The organism is Brevibacillus brevis (genome assembly GCF_031583145.1).
Taxonomy (GTDB): Bacteria; Bacillota; Bacilli; order Brevibacillales; family Brevibacillaceae; genus Brevibacillus; species Brevibacillus brevis_E.
Map to the genome: position 1 here is coordinate 5325626 of NZ_CP134050.1, position 22132 is coordinate 5347757.

Consider the following 22132-nt stretch of genomic DNA (forward strand, 5'->3'; position numbering starts at 1 on the left):
TATCTCTGGACAACGATCAGGCGAAAAAAGCCGAAAGAAAAAAGGTGGGTGAAAAGCAAAAACGCCAGTCATGAGCATGACCAGCGTCGCTTTGTTTCATTACTACACGTTTACGGCAAAGCCTCCTGCGAGCAGGTACAAATAGCTGTCGATCTCCCGCTCGGTTTTGGTAATTTGCCGAATCGCACGGACGTAAAGCTTGATCTGCCCTTCGTACCGTTTGGTAATTTCCGCGATCACAGATGGCGAAGCCTCTTGCGCGATCCAGTCCGTCTTGAAATCAATCAAGACCAGACGACCGTCTGCATCTTCCAGCAGGCAATCGATCACCCCCTGAACGATCACCTGCTCCCGAGAATCCGGTCCGAGCTCAGGCTCTACTTCGTAGGCAGGAATCGTCATGGTAAAGGGAAGCTCGCGATGCACAACCTTCGCCTGCTTCATTTTTTGCCCCAACGGATCGGCGAAAAATCGGGCGATCTGTCCGACGTTGACGGCGCCCACCTGCTCTTCTGTCAAAAAGCGGCGGGCAGCCAGGTCGGCCAGCTGCTCCCGGATGTCCTCTTCGTCCAGCGGCCTTCCGAGATCGAGGTGCTGCATCAACAAGTGAGTAATGGTACCCTTCTCTGCACCGCTCAGCCGCGCTGAGCTTTTCTCCGTCAAAAACTTCGGTTTTTCCGTAATGGAAGGCAGAATGACCGGTGAACCGCCCTTTCCCGTCTTCACCTGGCGCTTTAATTCGCTGACCGTCCACTTCGCTGCGACACGCGGAGCAATCGGGTGGGGATCGCGCCACCCCAGACTGCGCTCAATCCTTTCCTTCAGCGCAGGATCTGCCTGCCGTTCGGGGATTTCCTCCCGCCTGCTCAGCCGCTCCCAAATGGCGTCTTGATCGGCATCCGCATTTGTCTGCTCCAGCAGCTCGTCCGCCTTGTAAAAATGGAACGACCACTCGGAATCGTCCGGGACCGACCGCACCCGGACCATCTCACCCGTTCCCTGCTCCTGGGGGTAGGCTCTGAGCGGTCCTGACAGAGGATGGCGCAGCAGCGCTCTGCCGACCCAATCGAGATAGCCTTTGGCTCCGATCAAGTCTTCGTCGCTCAAGCGTTCTCCGTCACCTTGCCGGCCCCAATCGGCGACGCTTTTGGCCAAATCCTTGGCAGTGCCGAGCAGGACCAGCTTCTCTCGTGCACGAGTCAATGCCACGTACAGGACGCGCATCTCCTCTGCGAGCATATCCCGCCTCAGCTGCTGGCGGATGCCCAATGCTGCGAGGCTCGGATAGCGGAGCTGCAGGGCAGGCTCGAACGCCATCGGACCGAAGCCCAGATCTTTGTGCAGCAAGAACTGGCTCTTGAGATCCATCGTATTGAATTGCTTGCCCATCCCCGCCACAAACACGACGGGAAACTCGAGGCCTTTGCTCTTGTGGATCGTCATGATGCGGACGACATCTTCGTTTTCTCCGATCGTACGGGCTTCGCCCAAATCATTGCCGGCTTCCTGAAGCCGGTCGACAAAGCGCAAAAACCGGAACAGCCCCCGGTACGACCCTGCCTCGTATTGACGGGCGCGATCGTACAAGGCCCGTAGATTGGCCTGGCGCTGCTGACCGTTTTCCAGAGCCGCCACGTAATCCAGATATCCAGTCTCCCGGTACAGGATGGACAGGAGCTCCGACAAAGCCCTGCGCCGCGCCTGCGTCCGCCATTCCCGCAGCCGAAAGAGAAAGGCGCGCAGCCTTTTCTCCCAGCTGGCCACAATCGGCTGTTCATCTGCGTACTGGAATACGGCCTGGTGAAACGGACCGGATGTGTATTGAATTCGTATCTGCGCCAGCTCTTCTTCCCTCAGCCCGACGATGGGAGAGCGGAGGACCGCAGCCAGCGGGATGTCCTGCAGCGGATTGTCGATGACACGCAGCAAGGAGAGCATCGTCTCCACTTCCGTCGCTGCGAAGTAGCCGGCTGTCTGCTCCGCGTAGACAGGAATCCCCAAAGCGCTCAGCTCCTCCTTCATCGTCTCGCCCCACCCCGAGGTGGCACGCAGCAAAATGACGATGTCGCGGTACGCTAACGGACGCATCCCTCCAGCCTTCTTGTCGAAGACCAGCAGAGGCCGCTCCCCTTCCCCCGGCTCCATCCAGCGGCGAATGCGGCGCGCGATCAGTCTCGCCTCCAGCTGGGCCACGCTCGCTTCTTCCACAGCCTCAGCCGCGGGGCCCGGGATGCCTGCTCCTTCCGCATCTTCGCTGCCTTCAGCCGAAGCCGAGGAGCTTTCCTCAGTATCGCTGCCTTTCCGATCGATCAGATGAACCTCTGCCTGCAAGCGACCTTCCTCGGCATCGGGATAAGAGGCCCGATTGATCAGTTCGGCCGACGGATCGTAATCAATCTCGCCCACACCAGGGGACATGATCTGACGGAACAGGAAGTTGACCGCATCCACCACTTCCCGCCTGCTGCGGAAGTTGGCGGCAAGATCGATGCGCAGTCCCGCCGGTTTGGAAGTGCCTTCACCTCCTGCGCCTTCTGCGGAAAGGATTTGATCCAGGCTCTCGAGTGCTCCATCCGTATCGTTACCCTGAAGCGGCGTTTTGCCTTCCGCCGCCAATCCGCCCTCTCCGTCCTTTTGGTAGGTGAGATACTTTTCCAGAAACAGCTTGGGCTCCGCGAGACGGAAGCGGTAAATGCTCTGCTTGACGTCTCCAACCATGAAACGGTTGGCTGCGCCATTCGTATCGACGTCGCGCGAGACCATCTGCAGCAGTGTCTCCTGCACCAGATTAATGTCCTGATACTCGTCCACCAACACCTCGGCGAATTGTTCACGAAGTTGCATGGACACCGCCGACGGTTCGATGGTCCCGTCCTCCCGCTTTTGCGTCAGCACGCGAAGGGCGAGGTGCTCCAAATCGCCGAAGTCGACAATCGATCGGGAGCGCTTCTCCTGCTGGAACGCCTCCGCAAACTCGGTCACCAGACGGGAGAGTGTGCGCATGTGCGGCGCCAGCGCGTGCAAATCCGCCACGTATTGCTCCGCAGACATGGAAAAGTACTGCTCGGCGAGCTCGGACAGCGCTTTTTTCACACTGTTGCGCAGCTCCTGAACCTGCTCCTTGACATCCGGATCCGTCCCTTTCACGGGAGGCAGTTTGGCGAAAACCACTCCATGCACCGCTTGGCACGCTGCTTCCCAGCCAACCCGGCATGCCTGGTTCGCCAGCCCCAGCGCAGTCGCCTCTGCCTCCAGCAGCGGCAAATAGGCGGCAGGGCCTTCCGGCGACGCAGCGAGGATGACAGCACGGCGCATTTTTCCTTCCAGTCCCGCCAGCTCCAGCTCCAGCGAACGGAGCACGCTTTGCGCCCATTTCAGCTCATCCAGGCTGTCTTTGCCGGCAGCGGCAAACATGTCCGCCGCTTCCTCCAGCCAGCGGGCCGGTTCCGGATGGCTTCGCGAAAACTCGTACAGCCTGAGAAGCAATGTCGCCAAAATCTGGTCGTCCTGTCCGTCCAGCATGACATCTGCCAATGCGCGGAAGTCGGCGTCGTCCTGGTACCAGCCCTCGAGCTGCTCTTCGAGGACATCCTGCCTCAGGAGCTCCCCCTCGAGCTGATCGGCGATGCGGAAATCCGGATCGAGATCGATCAAGTAGTAATACTGCCGCAAAATACCCAGGCAAAACGAGTGCAGGGTCGTAATGGTGGCACGTTGCAGGAGCGCCAGCTGCCGGCGCAAATGGGCGGAATGCGGGTCTTCCTTCAATGCTTTTCGCAAGGCATCGCCGATCCGGTGCCGCATTTCCGCCGCTGCGGCATTCGTAAAGGTCACCACCAGAAGCTGATCCACGCCGATCGGCTCCGTCTCATCCATGATCCGGCGGATGATTCGCTCTACCAGGACAGATGTTTTTCCGGAGCCGGCGGCCGCAGCCACGAGCAGATTGTTTCCCCTGCGCGTGATCGCCTGCCACTGTTCGTCTGTCCACTGCTCAGGCTTGGCCGGTGCGAGCTGTACGGTCGTCATTGGACGCTTCCTCCTCTCCTGTCTGCTGTTTTTGCTCCAGCATGCTCCAGATTTGCTTGTTGTTCCATTTCGTGAGTATGCGGTGCTGATTGCCGCCCGTTTCCCCGTCAAACTGGCATACGGGTTTGTACGAGCAGTAATCGCAGGCCGTCATCGTCCCGTTGGAATACGGTGCGATATGGATGTCGCCGTCTGTCATTCTCGTGCTGATCTCCTTCACCGTATCGCGCACAAACGAAGTCAGCGCCTGAAACTGCTCGGCAGTCGCTACCGACGAACGCGAAGAGAGCGTGCCGTCCTTCTTGATCTCAAAGGGGACGAGCTCTGACGCCCCTTGCTCGACCTGGGCATCCATCATCCTCGCAAGCTCGGATCGGCCAGCATCAGCCCTTTCATACGGAGCCGCTTGGCGCGCTCCCGGGCAGCCTCTTCGGAGGAAAGCAGCCGTTTTGCGGTAACAAACGGATCCGCCACCTGATAATAGAAAACGCCGCCCATCTCCGCTTTTTTCCCCAGCCATTGTTCCGCATTCGCGACCACGACGTCGAGATAGACCAGGAGCTGCAGGTTGAGGCCGTTCCATACATCCGAGAGCTGCAGCTGCTTGGGACTGGACTTGTAGTCGATGACGCGCAAGTACGGCACGTCGCCATCGAGGGATTGGTCCACCCGGTCGATTCGGCCGATCAGCTGCAGGTCCACCCCGTTTTCCAGCTGGAGCGAAAGTCCCGGCAGATCGCCATTCGGCCCGAAGGAAACCTCCAGTCCGACTGGTGCGAAGCGGCTTCGCTTGGCGTGCTCGCCAAGCACGTAGATCGCCCGTCCCACCGCCCGCTTCAGCTTTCCGGACAGGTAGCGGTAGCGGGCAGTCCGCGTCAAGATGCTGCTTCTTGTAGCCGGGACGAGCTCTTCCACTACATCGTTGGCCAGCTGCATGCTGCTGCCTTCCGTGAGCCTGCTCCACTCCAGGTTTTCCTCGTTCATTTTTTCCACGGCTCTCTTCAGCGAGGCGTGGAAAAGCTCACCGACGTCAAATCGCTCGAGCTTGTACAACGTCCGTTCGGACAGCCTGAGTCCGTGGGAGGAGAAATGGGAAAACGGACAGGACTGAAAGCGTTCCAGCCTGGACACGCTCATCCTGAGCTGCTGGCCATATAAGCCGAGGCTTGTCTCCGTTCGCAGCTCGGACGGCAAATTCGCGTAACGCAAGCCCGATAGCAGCCATTTCTCTCTCGCTTCCTCGCCGGAGTGACGGATGTACCAGTCGTACACTTCCCACCAGAAGCCAGGCAGCTCTCCCGTCTTCTTCATCGCGCGAAGGAGAGTCAGCAAGTGGCTGAACACCCGTCGCGGATGGCCCAGCAAAAAGGAGTCCGTCTCTGGATCTCCCGTCGGCTCATTGTGGAAAAACGGGTGCTCGACGGCGGGGAGAACCTCCTTTACCCGCGAAAATACCGATGACGGCAGAAGGGCTGCCCCTTCGTGATCGGCCAGGGCGCAGCTCAGCAACAGCCGCTCGGAAGGTCTCGTCATGGCCTGATAAAGCAGATACGGCTCCGCCATCAGCCGCTGTCTCGCGCCGGGAGCCAGCTCGATCCCCAGCTCGGCGAGCCGTTCGCGCTCCGCTTCATCGAGGATGCCATCCTCCTTCGGCCGCAGCGGAATGACGCCTTCATTTACGCCGAGCAGAAACAACGCCTTGACATCCGGCTGGCGCGAACGCTCCATGGACCCGACCAGCACCTGGTCGAGAGCGGGCGGGACAAGCCCGAGCTCGATTGTCTCCAGGCCGCTGTCGAGCACGCGCGCGTAGGTGGCGAGGTCCAGCTGTTCTTCGCCCATGACTTCCACCACCTGGTCCATCAGCTCGATCAGCCCGCTCCACACTTGGCCGTGCACCTGCGCCGCATCCAGGTCGCCCTTTTCCTCGGCTTGCCGCTGCCAGCGCTCGAGCTTGCCAGGGACATCGAGCGAGGCCAGCAGATTGTACAAGGCTGCCGTCATTTCCCTGACATTCTTGCCAGCAGCCTGCTTCATTTCCTTTTCAAAGGCAAGCAGTGGGGAGGCGTACTTGCGGCGAAGCTCGTCGGCTCTGCCGTCATCCTGCGCCCCGGCCGCTCCCCGGAAGCTCCAGGCTGACTCGTCCCCCCATTGGGAACCGAAGACGCCGTGGGCCAGGACGTAATTCTCCAGGAAGTCCACGTCCCGGCGAGACTCGTCGTCGCCCAGCGTATCCAGCGACAGCAAATCGGTCTTCAGGCAGCGAAATACCGCATCGTACCGCCACCTTGTCACGATGACTTCGAGGGCCGAGCGGACGAGCTCGACCAACGGATGATGCATAACCGTACGCTTGTGGTCGAGAAAGTGCGGAATTCCGTAATCCGTAAAAACCGAGCTGATTTCATCCGCGTACGTGCCGATTTCTCGCAGCAGAATGGCCATATCCTTCCAGCGGTAGCCTTCCTCGCGAGCCAGCTGCAGGATTTGCAGCGCGACCGCCTCTACCTCGGCTCTCCGGTTCGCCGCCGACAGCAAGGCTACCTCCATCGGCCGGCTCGGCTCAGGCGCCGCTCCCGGATCTCCCCATTGAAAATAGGTCCGCTCCAGATGCTGCAGCCACGGGCTTTCCGCAAAACGCACAGTATCTACCAGGAGAACCGGCTGTTCGATGGCGACACCCGCTTCCCGCGCCATCAGCTCCAGCGCCTGATATGTACGCAAGGTCGGGTGGAACAAGCCCAGCTCGTCGACTGCATCATACCGCTGGGCAGGGTCGAGCGAGAGTGCGATCGTCACCTTCCGGGCGTGGATCATCAACTGCTCGATCAGACGCAGCTCCTGATTGGTAAAGCCGGTAAAGCCGTCGATGAACACCTCCGCCCGCCTGATGTAGGCGGAGTCGGGGACCATGACCGCCACCCGGTTCAGCATGTCGTCGGCGTCGCAGTACCCGTCTGCCAAATACGCCTCGTACGCATCCAGGATCAGCCGCAGGTCGTTCATTTTTTGATTGAGGTTGGCGCTGCCCCATTCCAGGTTCTCCGAATGGGCCAACGTCACGCCGTACGACTTGAACTCGCTGATCAATCGTCCGAGCTGCGAGGCAAAGCCTGGCTGCGAGGCCGAGCGCGCAAACATCTGCAGCTCTTCCTTGTGCCGCTCCAAAAGCATGCGCAAGACCATATGCTTGCCCAGATCATCCACGGGAACCAGCGTCAAATCTCCCAGCTCCTGCAGCAAGCGATGCGCCAGCCGGCCAAAGCTCAGAACCTGGGTCCCGATGACCCCGTCCAGCCCCGGCAAGGTCGCCAGGGCGTACTCCTCCTGAAAGCTGGCCTGCTCCGGGACCAGCAGGATCATCGGCGATCCGAACGGATCCGTTTTTCGCCGCTCTGAAATTTTCCGGTGCATCTGCTGATGGATCGCTGTCGTTTTCCCGCTCCCCGCACGCCCCAGAACAAATTGGACTGCCATGTTTTTCTCTCCTCGCTATTCCATTTCCAGATGGAGCCTGCTGCCCGCTCCCATCGGCTCAGCAGGCGTGACAATCAGCCTGCGCGGCATCCGCAGACGGATTTCCGGCACGTGGCTGATGACGCCGATCGCAAAGTCGTCCATGCGCAGACGTTCCAGCGCATCCATGACCACTTCCAGCAAATCCGGGTCCAGCGTACCGAAGCCTTCGTCCAGGAAGAAGAACTCCAGCCGCCCGCCGCGCATCTGGATCTCCATCGACAAGGCAAGCGCCAGCGAGAGCGAGGTCAGGAACGTCTCTCCGCCGCTCAGCGTGCTCACAGGTCGACGCATGCCCCCCGCTCCCTCGTCGCGCAGGACAAACTCGCCTTCATCTCCGATTTCGAGAGCGTAGCGCCCGGCGGTCATCCGCTTCAAGTGGTACGACGCGTCCCGCGCGATGGTCGCCAGCTTTTCCTCAGCAATGAACTGGACAAAGGCCTTGGCTTCGAACAGCTTTTTCAGCTCCTCCAGCCTGCTTTGCTCATCCTGCTGTTCCTCCAGCTCTTTTTCCAGCTCCAGCCATTTTTCGTGATTGCTCTCCATCCGGTCTACCTGCTCTTTGGCCACAGCTACCTGCTTTTGCACCTCCTGGAAGGTCTGCTCCCACGCATCCCACTCCTGTTTGGCCGACAAAAACTCCTCGCCGGATACCGTACGTCCGGCCAAGCTTTGTACGAGCCGGCCTTCCTCATAGCGCAATTGGTCGCGCGCCCGCTCGAATGACTCGACCAGCTGGACGGCCTCGGGGAGCCGCTCGCGCTCTGCATACCATTGCCGGACTTCCTCGACTGTCGCCATTCCGCTCTCTGCCAAAGCGCTTTGCAAAGCCTCATGCGCTTCAGCCCGCTGGCGCGTCAAAACGGCGTACGCCTCCGTATGCTTGAGCAGGTTGTTTTGGGCCGACTCGCGCACGGCAGCCGTCTCTTTTCGTTTTGCTTCCGCCGCGCTTACCGCCTCGCGCAACCCGGCGATCGTCTCCTCGATCAGTCTCAGCCGCTCGCGGGCAGGCTGTCCACCGGTCCGCTCCAGCCATTGCGCGTGCTTTTGCTCCCACATGCGCTTTCGGTCGTCGAGCTTTTCGGCGACGGACGCTTCCCGGGCCTTCCATTCGCTCCGGCTCGCCCTTGTTGCCTCGCACTGGGCCTGCAGCTTGCCGCGAAGCTGCTCTTTTTCCGCACGGACGCTTTGCAGCCCGGCCATTTGACGATCGCGTCTGCCTATTTCCTCGTAATGCCGCTCGATCTCTTCTATCCGCAAGTCTTTGCGCTTGGCATCCAGCTCTTCAGACGCCCGCAAGACCTTTTCCTCTGCCGCCTGCATGCGGCTTTTCCCATCGGATATCGATTTTCCCAGCTGCTCGAGAATCAGGTCGCTGCGCTCCAGCAGCCGCTTTTGCTCCGCTTCTTCCTCGCGCAATGACTCGAGCTGCTGCAGCAGCCGCTCCCGCTCTTCCCGAGCACGCTGCCGCTGCTCCTGCTTCGCCGCCAGCTCCTTTTCCTCGCGCTGGTACACAGCGAGCAGCTCCTCGAACGATTCCACGGCCCATGTTTCCCCGTGTCCGCTGCACTCCTTTTTGATTGTTTCCAGCCGGACTTCCAGCGACTCCCGCTCCCCCTGCAATGAAGTCAGCCGATCTTCGAAAGCGAGCTGCTCTCCCTTGGCGGTGAGCAGAGCTTCCTTCGCCAGTCTGGCCAGCCGCTCGGCTTCGCGCAGCGATTCTTCCGCAGTCTTGATTCTCTCCCGCAGCGACTCGCCTTCCGATCGCGACTCCTCGCTGCCGCTGTGCTGTCCTTCCCGCGGATGATGGACGGAACCGCAGACGGGGCATTCTTCCCCGTCCGCAAGCCTCTCGCGCAAGTAGCGGGCCATGTTTTCCTGCTGCCAACGCTCCCAAGCCTCGCGCAGTTCCTGACAAAGAACCTGTTGCCTCGCGACTTGTGCGTCCTTCTCTTCGCTGTCAGCCAGCAGCGCGCTCCAGCGGGCCTCAGCCTGCCGCTTTTCTCCGGCAGTCTTTTCCCAACGGCTCTGCCAATCAGCAGACTGCTGCAACAGCTCCCGCCACTGGCGGCCCACTTGCTTCATCTCATTCAGAACCGATCTGGCCCGCTCCCACTCGTCATCGGAGAGGATCTGGGGGGCTTCCGCAGAAGCCAATTCTTTTGCCTGCTCCAGCCGCTTGGCGCTTGCCTCCCAATTCTGGCGGTGCTGTTGCGCCTGCCGGGATACCTCCTGAAGCTGCTGCTCGGCCGCAGCGACCTCCTTTTGCAGCTCCTGCAGCTTGGCGTGTTCCCGCTCCCAGTGCTGCCTGGCCTCTCTGGATGCCGTCACCTGCTCGCGCCATTCCGGAGTGACGACTGCCTGCTTCATCTGCTCATCCAGCCTTTTCCACTCCAGCTCCCACGCTTGCAGTGCCTGCTCGTCCCGGACAAGCTGCTCTTCTGTCTGGGCCAGAGCCGCAAGCACTTCGCTCTTTTCCCGCTCGAGCCGTGTCCACTCTTCCCGGATCGCCGCCAGCTCGGCTTCCCATTCCTCCGCCTGAGCCAACCGGCCTTTTTGCTCGAGCAAATCCGGCTCCCGGGACAGCAAGGCCGTCTGGGCATCCTGAAAATGCTGTTCTGCGGACTCCAGCATGGCACGGGCGCGCTCCTGCTCCTCCTTGCTGCGCTCCACGGCCTGACCGGTGGCCAGCCATTCCCGGTCCAACCGCTCCCACTGCTGCACGAGCGGCCACAGCCGGATGCTGGACTCCCAGCCGCGAATGCGCGCTTGCCACGACTCGATCTCAGGCTGCCGGGCAGCGTACTCCTGCAGCTGCTCTTGCACGCGCCCCAGCTCCTGCTGCCACTGATGCACCTGCTCCAGCTCCTTCAGCTTGCCTGCCAGCTCCTGCTTTTGCCGCGCGTATTCCTGCTCCTTTTTCGCTGCTTCCGCCCATGTCTCCCTCGCGAACTCCAGCGCTTCATACCCGGCATCTCCCAGCGTAGCCGCCTCCAGCTGCAAGCGGTGCATCTGTTCCTTCACCTGCTCCAGCGCGTTCCGAACGCGCTCGCTCAGCTTTTCGCCATAGATATGCAGGCGGAACATCCGTTGCAGCATCTCATTGCGCTCGCTGCCTTTCAGTGTCAAAAAGCGGGAAAACTGCCCCTGCGGCAGCACGACGGCGCGGGTAAAATCCTGCAGGGTCAGTCCGATCAACGCTTCGATCGCCGCAGTAGCCGCCGTCGCCTTGGATTCCAGCACCACATCCGGTTCGCCGGTCAAGTCACCTGACTGGATCAGGCGCACCTCCGGCTGGCGCTTGTTCCCCTTTTTGTCCAGGCCGAATTCCCGCTCTACGGTATAGCGCTTGCGATCCGCGTCCTTGCCCAGCTCGAAGGTAAAGGAAACTAAGACGCGCTGTTCGAGCTGATTTAGCACTTCCTTCGGGTGGTTCCCCCCGCCCAGGCGGACCACCTGCCCGTAGAGCGCGAGTGTGATCGCGTCCAAAATGGTGGATTTCCCGCTTCCCGTCGGACCAAATATCCCGAACAGTCCGGCCTGGCACAGGATTTCGAAATCGACTTCCTGCAATTCCCGGTAGCTGTGCATTCCCGACAGCTTCAATCGTATCGGTCTCACTGCTCTTCCTCCTCTCCGCCCGTCTCTGCCAGCAAACGCTGGAACATCGCGACCAGCCGCTCATCCGGCTGCGCTCCCCGCTTTCGCTCATAGAAGCGTCTGAACAGCTGATCCGGCGTCAGCTCGGTCAGCTCCACGCGCTGGGCCCGGTCGTCTTCCTCCTGATCGGTTCGGACTACCACGCGCTGAATCTTGAGAAAATCGTCGCTCATTTTTCGAAGCCGCTGAAACTCTGCCGGGTCAATCACATCCGACACGTGCAGCTCCAGATCGATCCAGGCCCCGGCGTCGCGGCCCTCCGCCAGCCAGCGCTCTACCTGTGCGATGCCTTCCGTGGCCTTCCACTTCGTGAGTGGACGTCCGCTCGTCAGGTACACAATCTCCTCCTGCACCTCGCCCCCTGGCACGACATCGACCAGCACGACCGCCTTGCTCTGCCCCGCCTCGGAAAAGCTGTAGCACAAGGGTGATCCGCTGTAACGAACCAGAGGCTTGTCCCTGAGCTTTTGCAGGCGGTGCAAGTGGCCGAGCGCCACATAGTCGGCCTTTTCAGGGAAAGCGAGCGGCGAGACGGTCATAGCTCCGCCGATCTGGATGGGGCGCTCCGAATCCGTCTCGAGCCCGCCCATCACAAACAGATGGCTGGTGATCAGATTGACGGTATCGTCGCGAAAATGGCCGGACAGCTCCGACAGCAGCGCTGCGATCCGCTCGGAAAAAGCGAGCTGCATCTGTTCCTGGGTAAAGCTCTCGGACAACAGCTCTTTCAGCCGGGATTCCGACGGATACGGCAACGCCAGCACGACCGCATGGTGATCGCACCCCGGCACGGAGAGCTCCAGCCAAGACGGACCCCCGTTGACAATCCGCACGCGTCCTTCCGCTGTCTCCTCCGGCGTAAGCGGCGCTTCTTTCGGCAGACCCAGCAAAACGATCCCGTGCTTCATCGCCAGTGGCGCTGCCGCCCTGACCCGCTCGGGCTGATCGTGGTTGCCCGCAATGACGACCACGCCGCGCCTCCCCTCGGAGGACAGACGCTCCAACGCCTCGTAAAACAGCTCCTCCGCCCATGCAGGCGGATTGACGGAGTCGTACACGTCGCCCGCGATGAGTACCAGATCGACGTGCCGCTCGTCCGCGATCCTGCACAGCTCGTCCACAAACGCCGCTTGCTCTGCCCGCCGATCCCGGCCTTCCAGCTGCCGCCCGAAGTGCCAATCGGCCGTATGTAAAATGCGCAAGTCTTTCACCCTTTCCTCACGATCATGTGTTTGCTTTTTATTGTAGCAAAAGACAGCGGAGAACGCGGCCTACAATTTACTCCACTTCACGGTAACTTTTTGCTGGCTGCCTTCGTCTTTCTACTAATCCGGCATGAAAGGAGACTGTTGCCCATTATGCGCTGGCACCTTTTATTTACGATCGCAGCATGGTTTGTCATGCCCGGGCTCGCCCAAGCAAGCACGCCCATCCAGGCTTCCTCCCCCCCTGAAGCAGACAAACAGCAAATCATCTCGTGGATCAACGCCTCCGCCCAGCAAAAAGCATCGACCGATTCTTTTTCCTATCAATACGTCAATCTTGACGAGGACGATGATCTCGAGATTGTCGCCAAGGAAAACAGTTCGGTTCACATCGGCACCTTTTACGTTCTCGACCGTCGTTCGGACCATCAGTATGCACTGATCGCCGAGAAAAGGTGGAACGTGCCGCAGCTCCAAATGAAGCGCTGGGACATCACCAGCTACGAGGAAGGATCGGGATGGAATCGTTCAGACCCCGATCAAGTGGGTAGAATCGCCGGCAAACGATTGTTTGAGACGATCAACCATACCGGAGGCACCGGGATTGTCGTGTACGAGGCTCACTTGTGGTACCTGGACAACGGCAACCTCATCGAAGCGTGGAGCGGCACTCTGCAGGAGACCGCGTACGAGACGGGTGGCAATGCGTACCGCACAGTCGGAAGCTACCAGCTGGTCGATTCGGAAAGCCCGCCCATCCTCTACTACTGGCAGACGCTACTGAAGCTGGATCCGGACAGCGGCCAGCCACTTCCCGCCGCTCCTGTCACGAAGCTCGAAATTCTCACCTGGGAGAACGGTACCTTCCAAGAGAAAAGCTCCCGCTGATTGAAACGCAACCCGAAAGGAACACGCAAAGGAGAGTCCCGCCATGATTCAATACCGCACGGAGTATGTCACCGTCTTTCAAAGCGCTTTGTTCCAAACGACGTCCACCGTCATTTCGCTGGACGAACATATCGTCATCGTGGATCCGAACTGGCTCCCCCACGAAGTCCGGGAAATCCAGAACTACGTCGAAACCATCAGAGGAAACAAAGAGCTCTACCTGCTGTTCACGCACGGGGACTTCGATCATATCATCGGGTACCGGGCCTTTCCCGACGCGAAGACCGTCGGCAGCATCGGGCTTCGAAATCATCCCAAGAAAGAACACAAGCTCCATCTCATACGCGAGTTCGATGCGACCTACTATTTGACCAGGGATTATCCGATCGAATTTCCCGAGCTGGACATTTCCATTGCCGAAGATGCCTGGCAGCTCACGCTCGGAGGTTCGACCTTGCACTTTTACCTGGCTCCCGGTCATTCCGCAGACGGTTTGTTTACCGTCATCGAGCCCCTCGGTGTTTTTGTCGCCGGCGACTACCTCTCTGACTTCGAGCTGCCTTTCCTCTACGACAGCGCCAAGAGCTACAAGCACACTGTGCAAAAAGCCCTGAAGATCGTGGAGCGACACGAGGTTCAGCTGCTTGTTCCCGGTCACGGTCTTGCTACCGGCAGCCAGGTGGAGATGAGGAGGCGCGCGCATCTGGCTTTGGACCATCTGGAGAGACTGACCCAAGCCGTCATGGCGGGCGACGAAGCCGCGATCTCAGAAATGGAAAAGGAGCACGCCTTTTTCTCCCCTTCCACTCAGGAATCCCACAAGGAAAATGTCCGCATTATCCGCAGCGAATACACAGACAGATCAGCGAATTAGAAAACCTGGCTACGATATGATTTTTGACGTTTTCTACATTCCTGTCTGTACAACAAAGCCGCCTGCCCTGGGTAACGGGACAAGCGGCTTTTTGGCTTAAGGCAGCCAGCAGTTATTTTCTTGGTACGTTCGGACGCGGTGACTTCAGCGACTGCAAGCACATGTAGCAGATGACCCCGAACAAGATGGTAATAATCATCGAGTGCAGGAGCGTCGCGTACAGATGCAGCTTGAACAGTACCACAAAGCCTCCGCTGAACACTTGCAGCACCACGAGGACAAAAGCGATGATGCTGGCTCCGAACAGGTCGCGGCGTGTCTCTTTGAAATGCTTCACGGCGTAGATCAAGTTCACGAGCAGCAGGATCAGCAGCAGCATCGCGCCGAGCCTGTGGGTGAACTGGATCCCCACTTGGCCAGACAGCTCAGGTATCAGCTTGCCCTCACACAGCGGCCAGTCGCTGCAGGCCATGCTCGAACCGGTATGGCGAACGTACGCCCCCAGGTAAACTACTCCGTACGTATACAGGGCGACGAACCAGATCCAGTTGCGAAAGCCTCCGGTGACGGGGCCCTGCACCATGCTCTCCATTTTGTCGCGCTGCAGCACGAACCCTGTGAGCAAGAACACCCCGGTAAACGCCAGCAAGGAAAAACCGAAGTGCAAGGCCAGCACAGCCGACGACTGCGGCCAAATCACGGCAGACGCCCCGAGGATCGATTCCAGCGCGATAAAAAACAAGCCGAAGAGGGCCAGGTTGCGCACTTCTTTGTTGCCCCGGTAAAAGCGCCAGCAAAGCACCGAGAAAAGAATGACGACGATGCCGGCAATTCCCGTAATCAAGCGATGCGTGTATTCAATGATCGAAGCCAACGTGTACTCCGGTACCCATTTGCCATTGCAAAGCGGCCAGTCATTTCCGCATCCTAATCCGGAATCCGTTTTCGTTACAAGCGACCCTGCGATCATGACGACAAACATGACCAGAGTCGCGATCACGGCGAGAGGTTTCAGCCATTTTTCCATAGTGAATACACCCTGTTTCCTGTGAGGATGGAGGTCTGCCTTATCAGTGAAGACCTCTTGCGTTGTCCCCTCTTACGATAATGAAACATCCCCTGCTAAGCAAGGGATGTTCCGTGAACATTTGGTGAGTGTTTCGTGTCAATAATGGTACACCATTGTGCTGATGACAACGGCTGCGCAAAAGACGGTCAGGTACAGTATGGAATAGCCGAACAGCTTGCGCGCCCACGCCAGTTCGTCCTTGGCACGGAAGCCTTGGAACAACAGCACCATGTAGACGAGCCCCATGATCCCCATGACAATCAGGTAGACGTAGCCTACGCTGCCATGAATGAAGAGCAGCAGGGACGCCGGGAACAGAACGGAGCCCCACAGCACCATTTGCCGCTTGGTTTCCGCAAACCCTTTGACAACAGGTAGCATCGGCAAATTCCCCGCCCGGTATTCTTCCGTTTTCAGCATGGCCAGCGCCAGGAAGTGAGGCGGCTGCCACAGGAACAAAATAAGGAACAGCAGCCAAGCCGCCGGATCCATGTTGTTGGTCACTGCCACCCATCCGATGACGGGGGGAGCCGCGCCTGAAATGCCCCCGATGACGGTATTCAAAGTCGTCACGCGCTTCAACGGCGTATAGATCAGTACGTAGAAAATATGACCGATCAAGCCCCATACCGCAGCCAGCGGGTTGGCAAACACCGCGAGTACGGCCAATCCGATCAGGAGCAGCCCGATTCCGAGAAGGATCGCATTGCGCGGCGAAATTCGCCCGGCCGCAAGCGCACGGTTTTGGGTCCGCTTCATTTTTTTGTCCAAATCACGGTCGTAAAAGTTGTTCAATGTCGCACCTGACATGATCACCAAAGCAGTTCCGAGCATCGTAAAGATCGCGAGTTTCCAATCCGGAAAACCGTAGGATGCCATCCATAAAGCAGCGAATGTGGTCATCAGGTTGGACATGGTAATGCCAGGCTTCGTCAGTTGTACGTAGTCGCGCCAGGTTGCCTGTTCTACCGGTTGTGCCTGCAAGGCAGTATCGGCTTCGAGCGATTCCTGCATGCTTACTTGCTGGTCCACATCTTGTTCCTCCTGTCTGAATCTATCTGAACATCCGAATTTGCAGTAGACAAACTAACTTTCATTGTAGCCAATAGTCGCGAGGCAAGTCAACTCGCCCCAGCGCTTCCCTATCGGCCGAAGATGACGTCGAGGACGCCAGCCGTCTCTCCGCCGGGGTAAATCAGGTAGAGCAAAACGTATACCGTCGCCCCGGTAATTGCCGAAATAAACCAGATGATCGACGTCCACGGACCGATCTTTCTGTGCTTGGCGTAGTCTTTCTTGTAGCCGTATCGGAGGGTGATGAGACCCATAATTCCGCCGATCGTTGCGAGTGTGATATGGAAGATCAGGAAAGTCTGATAGATCGGTTTCAGACTGTCCGGCCCGCCGAAATGCGTGTTCCCCACGAATGCCGTCCGGGAGACGTAGACCAGGAAAAAGATCGTCGCGCAAACGGCCGCCCATTTCATGAGTTTCATATGTTTTTCTATTTGTCGCTTCGCAATCGCGTACCATCCAAAGGCGACCAGGATGCCGCTGATGACGATAAACGACGTGCTGATCGTAGGCAACAAGATGTGCATATCCTACACCTCATTCACAAATTCTGTCTCTTTTTTACACGCCGCCTTCTTTTGCCGCAGACGTGTTCATCAAAATCGCTCCCTGCGGCTGCTCCATCGGCAAGTCGTCCTGCTTCTCCTGTTTATACCAGTTGTAGAAGACATAGGCAAGAACGGATCCGTAGACGAGCTCTTGGATGAGCTTCATGATGATCCCGCCCAGTCGCTGGTCGCTGAAGGTATTCAGGCTCGGGAACAGCTGCGGCACGTTCATGTACGTCGCGTACAGCGGGTTTTCGGCGAAGATGATCAGCGCACAAGCCGGAGTGATCAAGACGCCGTTCGCAAATATGTACGCGAGCTTTTTCAGACCCGCCAGCTGCTGTTTGCTTTCCGACAGCGGGCTTACGATCGGCCACCACATGGAGAAGGCGGCGAAAAGCAGCACGACGTGATAGACTGTCATCCACTCGTGATGAAGCGCAGCTGCGTCAAAAATAAACGGAACATGGTAGAAGGAAAACAGTGTATTAAACAGCAGGGCAGCCATCAACGGATGGGTCGCAACCCTGAGCAGGGCCTTCAGCCATCTGGGTTGAAACATCTTTTCCAAGAGCCACTCCGGCAATGCCAACAACACGAGTGGCGGCAAGGTAAAGTACAAGATCGACTGTTGCAGCATGTGCAGACTAAACAGGTAATGATGGCCGTAATAGCTGATAGGGCTCCCTTGTGCCGCGTAAAACAAAATCAACGCGAAAACAAACAAGCTCTTTTGTTTGACGGTTGCCGGCGCCGCCTGGGCAAACCTGTGGCGCAGCGGTCCTGTCAGCGAAAAGTAGGCGACCGCGATGAGCAAAACGAGTAGCATCACATCCGGGCTCCACAAATCGGAAAAGGATGCGCCTCCCGCGCCTGATGACAAGCCGTGCAGGTGTTGCTGACTATCCATGAATATCCTCCCTTCATACTAGAAAGGGTGCCCTCTTTATACATTCTTCATTATACCGTTGTTCCTCTGATCTTTCCCGGTTAAAAATGAACAAAGTGTTGACAAATGGCACGGAAAAACAAAGCAGCCGCTTCTTTGTCAATGCGTCTTTTTCCGCTCAAACAAATACAGCTTCCCATTGGCAGGAGTCCGATACGACGGACCCACAAATCCCCGTCTGCGCAGTTCCTTTCTCATGTACATCATGAGCGCGGCGTGGCTGACGATGAGAGTGTCGTGCCCCTCTTCTATCACTCTGTCGAGAATCGCCCCGATCCGCTTTTCTCCTTCTGCTATTTTCTCACGGGTGTCCCTGGACAGATAGGCGGACAGCCTGACGATGATTGCCCAGCACAGAAACGGTAGACGCATTTGCAGCTTGAAGTGCGGAAGGGGAATTTCACGCAGTTCATCCGTATATGCAATCGGCCCTTCATAGATGGCTTTGGCAGTACGAGAGGCGCGAGGCAGGTCGCTGGCATAGCATTTCCCCCACTGAATTCCCTGCAAATCGGTAGCCTCTTCTTCGATATCCGCCTCATCGTATTCCCGAAACCATTGAGCGAGTTCCCCATACGTCAGCCACCTTTTTTCAGGAAACCCTTTCTTAACTTTGTAATGACGCACCAAACCGATCTTCATTCTCGTCCACCCTTTCGTCTTTTATGACTTTTATCGTTCATATAGTCATATATATTTAAAAAGAAAAAGCTGCATGGCAAGCAGCCGACATTTACTTCCCACCCATTGCTGGGTAAGATGGATGTAATTGTACCTTTTTTATGACTAAAAGTAAATGTTTAGTCACAGGACCACACAGGAGTTGATTCCATGCCCAAATTCTCGGAAACCGAAAAGGATCAAATTCGCAAAAGTCTGCTGAACAAAGGAAGAGAATTGTTCATCCAATACGGACTGGCCAAAACGAGCATAGACGACATCGTACATGCCTGCGGGATCGCGAAAGGGTCGTTCTACCGGTTCTTCTCCTCCAAAGAAGAGCTTTTTTACGTCATTTTAAAGCAGGAAGAAGAAGTCCGGGCAAATGTGCTGATGCAGCTCTTCCGCGAGGACCTACCCCCCAAGCAGCTGATCCGCGCTTTTTTTCACAAATCTCTGGAGCTCGTCGAGGAAAACCCCTTTTTCCGTTTCCTCTTTCAGGACGGGGAGTATGAAAGAGTCATTCGCAAGCTTCCCAAGGCGCTTCACGAAGAATGGCAGAGCCAGGATGTCGAGCATGGCGTGGAGGCTGTCAACCGCTTGATCAAACGGGGTGTCTTGCCCAATGGCGACCCGCAGCTCATCGTCGGTATCATGAAAGCGGTCATGCTGCTGCGTTTGCATAAAGACAAGTTCGGTGAAACTCTGTTTCCGCTCGTCATGGAAAAAATAATCGATTACGTCTCCGAAGGACTGACAAAGGAACACGAATAAAAAGAGGCCATCCCTTTCGTAGCAGTTCTACGGTTGGGATAGCCTCTTTTTTAGGGTTACAGTCCGAACGATACGAATTTTGTCTCCAGATACTCATCCATTCCGTAGCGGCCGCCTTCGCGCCCGATTCCGCTCTCTTTGAATCCGCCGAACGGAGCCTGTGTCTGGGTAGGCGAACCGTCGTTGATGCCGACGATGCCGTACTCCAGCTGCTCGGCCATGCGGAAGCAGCGCTGGTTGTCGCGGGTGTAGACATAGGCGGCGAGTCCGTAGCGGGTGTTGTTGGCCTGCTGCACTACCGCAGCCTCATCGGTAAAGCGGACGATCGGCACTACTGGGCCAAACGTCTCCTCATACGCGATCTTCATCTCGTCCGTCACATTCGTGATCACGGTCGGCTCGCAGTAGAAGCCTTTCGCGTAGTCGCCTTCCGTCAAGCGGGCTCCGCCGTGTACGACCTGGCCGCCCTTCGCCTTCGCGTCCTCGATGTGCTCCAGCACTTTGTTTAATGCTCGTTCGTTTACCAGCGGGCCGATCTCGGTCTCCTTCAGGCGGCCGTCTCCCACTTTTGCCTTTTTCAGTCTCTCTACCAGCTTCTCTGTAAAGGCATCGACGACATCCTCATGCACGTACAGACGGTTGGTGCAGATGCACATTTGTCCGGAGTTTCGGAATTTGCTCTCAAACAGCCCCTTTACCGCCGCATCCAGGTCGGCATCGGGGAAGACGATGAACGGCGCATGTCCGCCGAGCTCCATGCTGACGCGCTTGACCTGTTTTGCTGCCCCTTCCATGAGCAGCTTGCCGACGCGGGTCGAACCGGTAAAACCGATCTTGCTCAGCTTTGGATTGTCGATGAACTCCTGCCCGATCGCTTCCGGTTTGCCGATCACGAGGTTGACGACGCCTTTCGGGAAGCCGGCCTGTTCGATCAGCTCAAACAGACGGATGGCGGAGAGCGGCGTGCCCTCTGCCGGCTTCAGCACCACTGTGCAGCCTGCAGCCAGCGCCGGAGCGATTTTGCGGGCGACCATGTTGACCGGGAAGTTCCACGGCGTGATCGCTCCGACGACACCGACGGGCTGGCGAAGCACCATGATCCGCTTGTTTGCCACGGAAGACGGGATAGTTTCGCCGTAGACACGCTTGGCTTCCTCCGCGTACCAGACAAAATTGTCGGCGGCGCCAAGCACCTCGCCCTTGGCTTCGCCGATCGGCTTGCCCATTTCGGCGGAGATGATGCCCGCCAGCTCATCCCGGCTGTTTTTCACGAGTTCGGACAACGTGTACAAGTATTTGGAACGCTCGCGAGCGGTCAGGCGGGACCAGCCGGCAAAAGCCTCGTGCGCGGCGTCGATCGCTTTTTTGGCGTCGCGCTCGTCACCGAACGATACAGTCCCGACAGTCTCTCCAGTCGCCGGGCTGACGATCTGCAGCGTTTCCCCGCTCTCGGCGGATACCCATTCCCCATTGATATACATGTGCTTGTACTCTCCCATGACACTCGCTCCTCTCATTCTCTCACTAGATAGGTTTTAGAGCCTCAAACGGATTTTTGCAGTGCCGGCAATACAAAATGCTGCGACAGGCTGCCGGGCCAAACAGGTTTTCCATCTGGGTATACGGAGAATCGCAGTAAGGACAAGCGACCTCCCACGGATCCCCCGGCTTGATCCCGAGCGGCGGCGGCGCAATGCCAAAGCTGCGCAGCTTGCCCCGGGCATCGATCTGGATGCGGTCGGAGGTCCATGGGGGATCGTAGACGAAGAGGACCTCTACGTCGTCGATCCCCTCCTTTTCCGTCAGCTTTTCCCCTATGTTTTTCTTCATGATTTCCAGCGCCGGACAGCCTACGAACGTAGGCAGCACTTCCACCCTTGCGATGCCCGCCTTGACGGTGACCTTGTGGATCATGCCCATTTCGACCATGCTGATCACAGGAATTTCCGGATCCTTGACCTCTTGTAGCAGCTCCCAGCATGCCGCTTCCAGCGAGTCTTGCCGCTCTGTCATCTCTTGCGCCATGCAGATCATCCCTTCGTTACCAGCTTGCCGCCGGATCGATCCGGTACACTTCGGACAAGGTCGCCAGCGCCTGGGCCAGCTCAGCGGTATGCTCGCCTGCGCGGCCGCGCTCCGGTGCCTTGCCCGGCTCGCCCGGCCAGCTCAAGCCAGCAGTTTGGAAAACCTCTTTCACAAGATCCAGCCACTTTTGGCGGAGCAGCTCTTCCCCTGCGATCAGTCCGCTGCGCACAATAGCATCTGCATTTGGTCCGAGATCGCTGAGCTCGCCTGCATCCTGCCATACTTTCCCGATCGCCGCTTCCAGTCTGCGGCGGGCTTCCGGCGTGCTGTTTGCGAGCTGCTTCAGCCACACCTGCCAGTGCATCAGGTGGTAGCGGTGCTCCGTCATCATCTTGCGGCTGACCTGCGCGAGCGGCGCGAAAGAAGACTGCTGCAGCGCCTCCAGCCTCACCTGCTTGTGCAGGCCGTACACGTAGCTGCGCACGATTGCGTAGGCCCAATCGTAATGCGGATCCTCGCTGTACTCTCCGGAGCCGTTTTTGCGCTCGACCAGAATCGCGTTGCGCATGGCGGACGGCTCCCGCAGCTGTGCGATATCGTCCGCTCTTCCGAGTCCGAGTGCCTCCAGCATTTCGTAGTACATCACCGCGTGTCCCATCATGTCCTGCGCCATCGAGGAGAACGCCACGTCCTCTTCGATATGCGGCGCAAGCCCGAGCCACTCCGACCCCCGGTACGCCAAAATGAAATCGTCATCGGCGAGCTGGAAGAGGAGATCAGCCAAGGCGGCTGCGTATTCCCGGTTTTGCTTCGCTTGTTCGACGGTATCTACTGGCAAATGATCGCCCATGATCGAATCCC

Annotated in this window: 14 protein-coding genes and 1 pseudogene; 3 read left to right on the forward strand and 12 right to left on the reverse strand. The window is 58.1% G+C overall.

What is annotated here, in order from left to right:
* Positions 1–102: 102 nt before the first annotated feature.
* The 4 genes and pseudogenes from addA to RGB73_RS26400 form a co-directional block, all read right to left on the reverse strand.
* The gene (gene addA, locus RGB73_RS26385; protein WP_310766112.1) at positions 103–4029 is read right to left on the reverse strand and encodes a helicase-exonuclease AddAB subunit AddA; all 3927 of its coding nucleotides are present in this window, start codon (positions 4027–4029) and stop codon (positions 103–105) included.
* Positions 3995–7506 (reverse strand): annotated as a pseudogene (gene addB, locus RGB73_RS26390) (helicase-exonuclease AddAB subunit AddB). The gene addA and the pseudogene addB overlap by 35 nt, the downstream one beginning before the upstream one ends.
* Positions 7507–7521: 15 nt before the next feature.
* On the reverse strand, positions 7522–11166 hold the full coding sequence (locus RGB73_RS26395) for an AAA family ATPase (protein ID WP_310766113.1): 3645 nt from the start codon (positions 11164–11166) through the stop codon (positions 7522–7524).
* Positions 11163–12407 carry an exonuclease SbcCD subunit D gene (locus RGB73_RS26400; protein WP_310774557.1) on the reverse strand — a complete coding sequence of 415 codons (1245 nt, stop codon included), beginning with the start codon at positions 12405–12407 and terminating at the stop codon, positions 11163–11165. Before RGB73_RS26400 ends, RGB73_RS26395 begins: the two co-directional genes overlap by 4 nt.
* Before the next feature lie 156 nt (positions 12408–12563).
* Here RGB73_RS26400 and RGB73_RS26405 point away from each other — a divergent pair, with 156 nt between their 5' ends.
* Together RGB73_RS26405 and RGB73_RS26410 are read left to right on the forward strand one after the other, a co-directional pair.
* On the forward strand, positions 12564–13298 hold the full coding sequence (locus tag RGB73_RS26405) for a hypothetical protein (RefSeq protein ID WP_310766114.1): 735 nt from the start codon (positions 12564–12566) through the stop codon (positions 13296–13298).
* A 43-nt stretch (positions 13299–13341) separates the two neighbouring features.
* Entirely contained in the window at positions 13342–14172 is an 831-nt protein-coding gene (locus tag RGB73_RS26410; protein ID WP_310766115.1) for an MBL fold metallo-hydrolase, read from the forward strand.
* A 112-nt stretch (positions 14173–14284) separates the two neighbouring features.
* On the opposite strand, the gene RGB73_RS26415 is transcribed toward RGB73_RS26410, so the two are convergent.
* From RGB73_RS26415 to RGB73_RS26435, 5 genes are all read right to left on the reverse strand, one after another.
* Complete coding sequence (locus RGB73_RS26415; RefSeq protein WP_310766116.1) at positions 14285–15199, reverse strand: COX15/CtaA family protein; 915 nt, start codon at positions 15197–15199, stop codon at positions 14285–14287.
* Positions 15200–15337: 138 nt separating this feature from the next.
* Complete coding sequence (gene cyoE, locus RGB73_RS26420; RefSeq protein WP_310766117.1) at positions 15338–16273, reverse strand: heme o synthase; 936 nt, start codon at positions 16271–16273, stop codon at positions 15338–15340.
* 110 nt (positions 16274–16383) lie between these two features.
* Positions 16384–16842, reverse strand: coding sequence for a DUF420 domain-containing protein (locus RGB73_RS26425; RefSeq protein ID WP_310766118.1), 459 nt, complete (start codon positions 16840–16842; stop codon positions 16384–16386).
* A 34-nt stretch (positions 16843–16876) separates the two neighbouring features.
* On the reverse strand, positions 16877–17773 hold the full coding sequence (locus tag RGB73_RS26430) for a cytochrome c oxidase assembly protein (protein ID WP_310766119.1): 897 nt from the start codon (positions 17771–17773) through the stop codon (positions 16877–16879).
* Positions 17774–17911: 138 nt separating this feature from the next.
* Entirely contained in the window at positions 17912–18454 is a 543-nt protein-coding gene (locus tag RGB73_RS26435) for a histidine phosphatase family protein (protein WP_310766120.1), read from the reverse strand.
* A 189-nt stretch (positions 18455–18643) separates the two neighbouring features.
* On the opposite strand from RGB73_RS26435, the gene RGB73_RS26440 reads away from it, so the two are divergent.
* Positions 18644–19246: a TetR/AcrR family transcriptional regulator gene (locus RGB73_RS26440; RefSeq protein WP_310766121.1), complete on the forward strand. Its 603-nt coding sequence runs from the start codon at positions 18644–18646 to the stop codon at positions 19244–19246.
* A 56-nt stretch (positions 19247–19302) separates the two neighbouring features.
* Here RGB73_RS26440 and RGB73_RS26445 read toward each other — a convergent pair whose 3' ends face one another.
* From RGB73_RS26445 to paaC, 3 genes are read right to left on the reverse strand one after another with little or no spacing between them, the layout of a single operon-like run.
* Positions 19303–20745: an NAD-dependent succinate-semialdehyde dehydrogenase gene (locus RGB73_RS26445; protein ID WP_310766122.1), complete on the reverse strand. Its 1443-nt coding sequence runs from the start codon at positions 20743–20745 to the stop codon at positions 19303–19305.
* Between the two features lie 25 nt (positions 20746–20770).
* Entirely contained in the window at positions 20771–21271 is a 501-nt protein-coding gene (paaD, locus tag RGB73_RS26450; protein WP_310766123.1) for a 1,2-phenylacetyl-CoA epoxidase subunit PaaD, read from the reverse strand.
* A gap of 16 nt (positions 21272–21287) precedes the next feature.
* Positions 21288–22121, reverse strand: coding sequence for a 1,2-phenylacetyl-CoA epoxidase subunit PaaC (gene paaC, locus RGB73_RS26455; RefSeq protein ID WP_310766124.1), 834 nt, complete (start codon positions 22119–22121; stop codon positions 21288–21290).
* Positions 22122–22132: the final 11 nt, after the last annotated feature.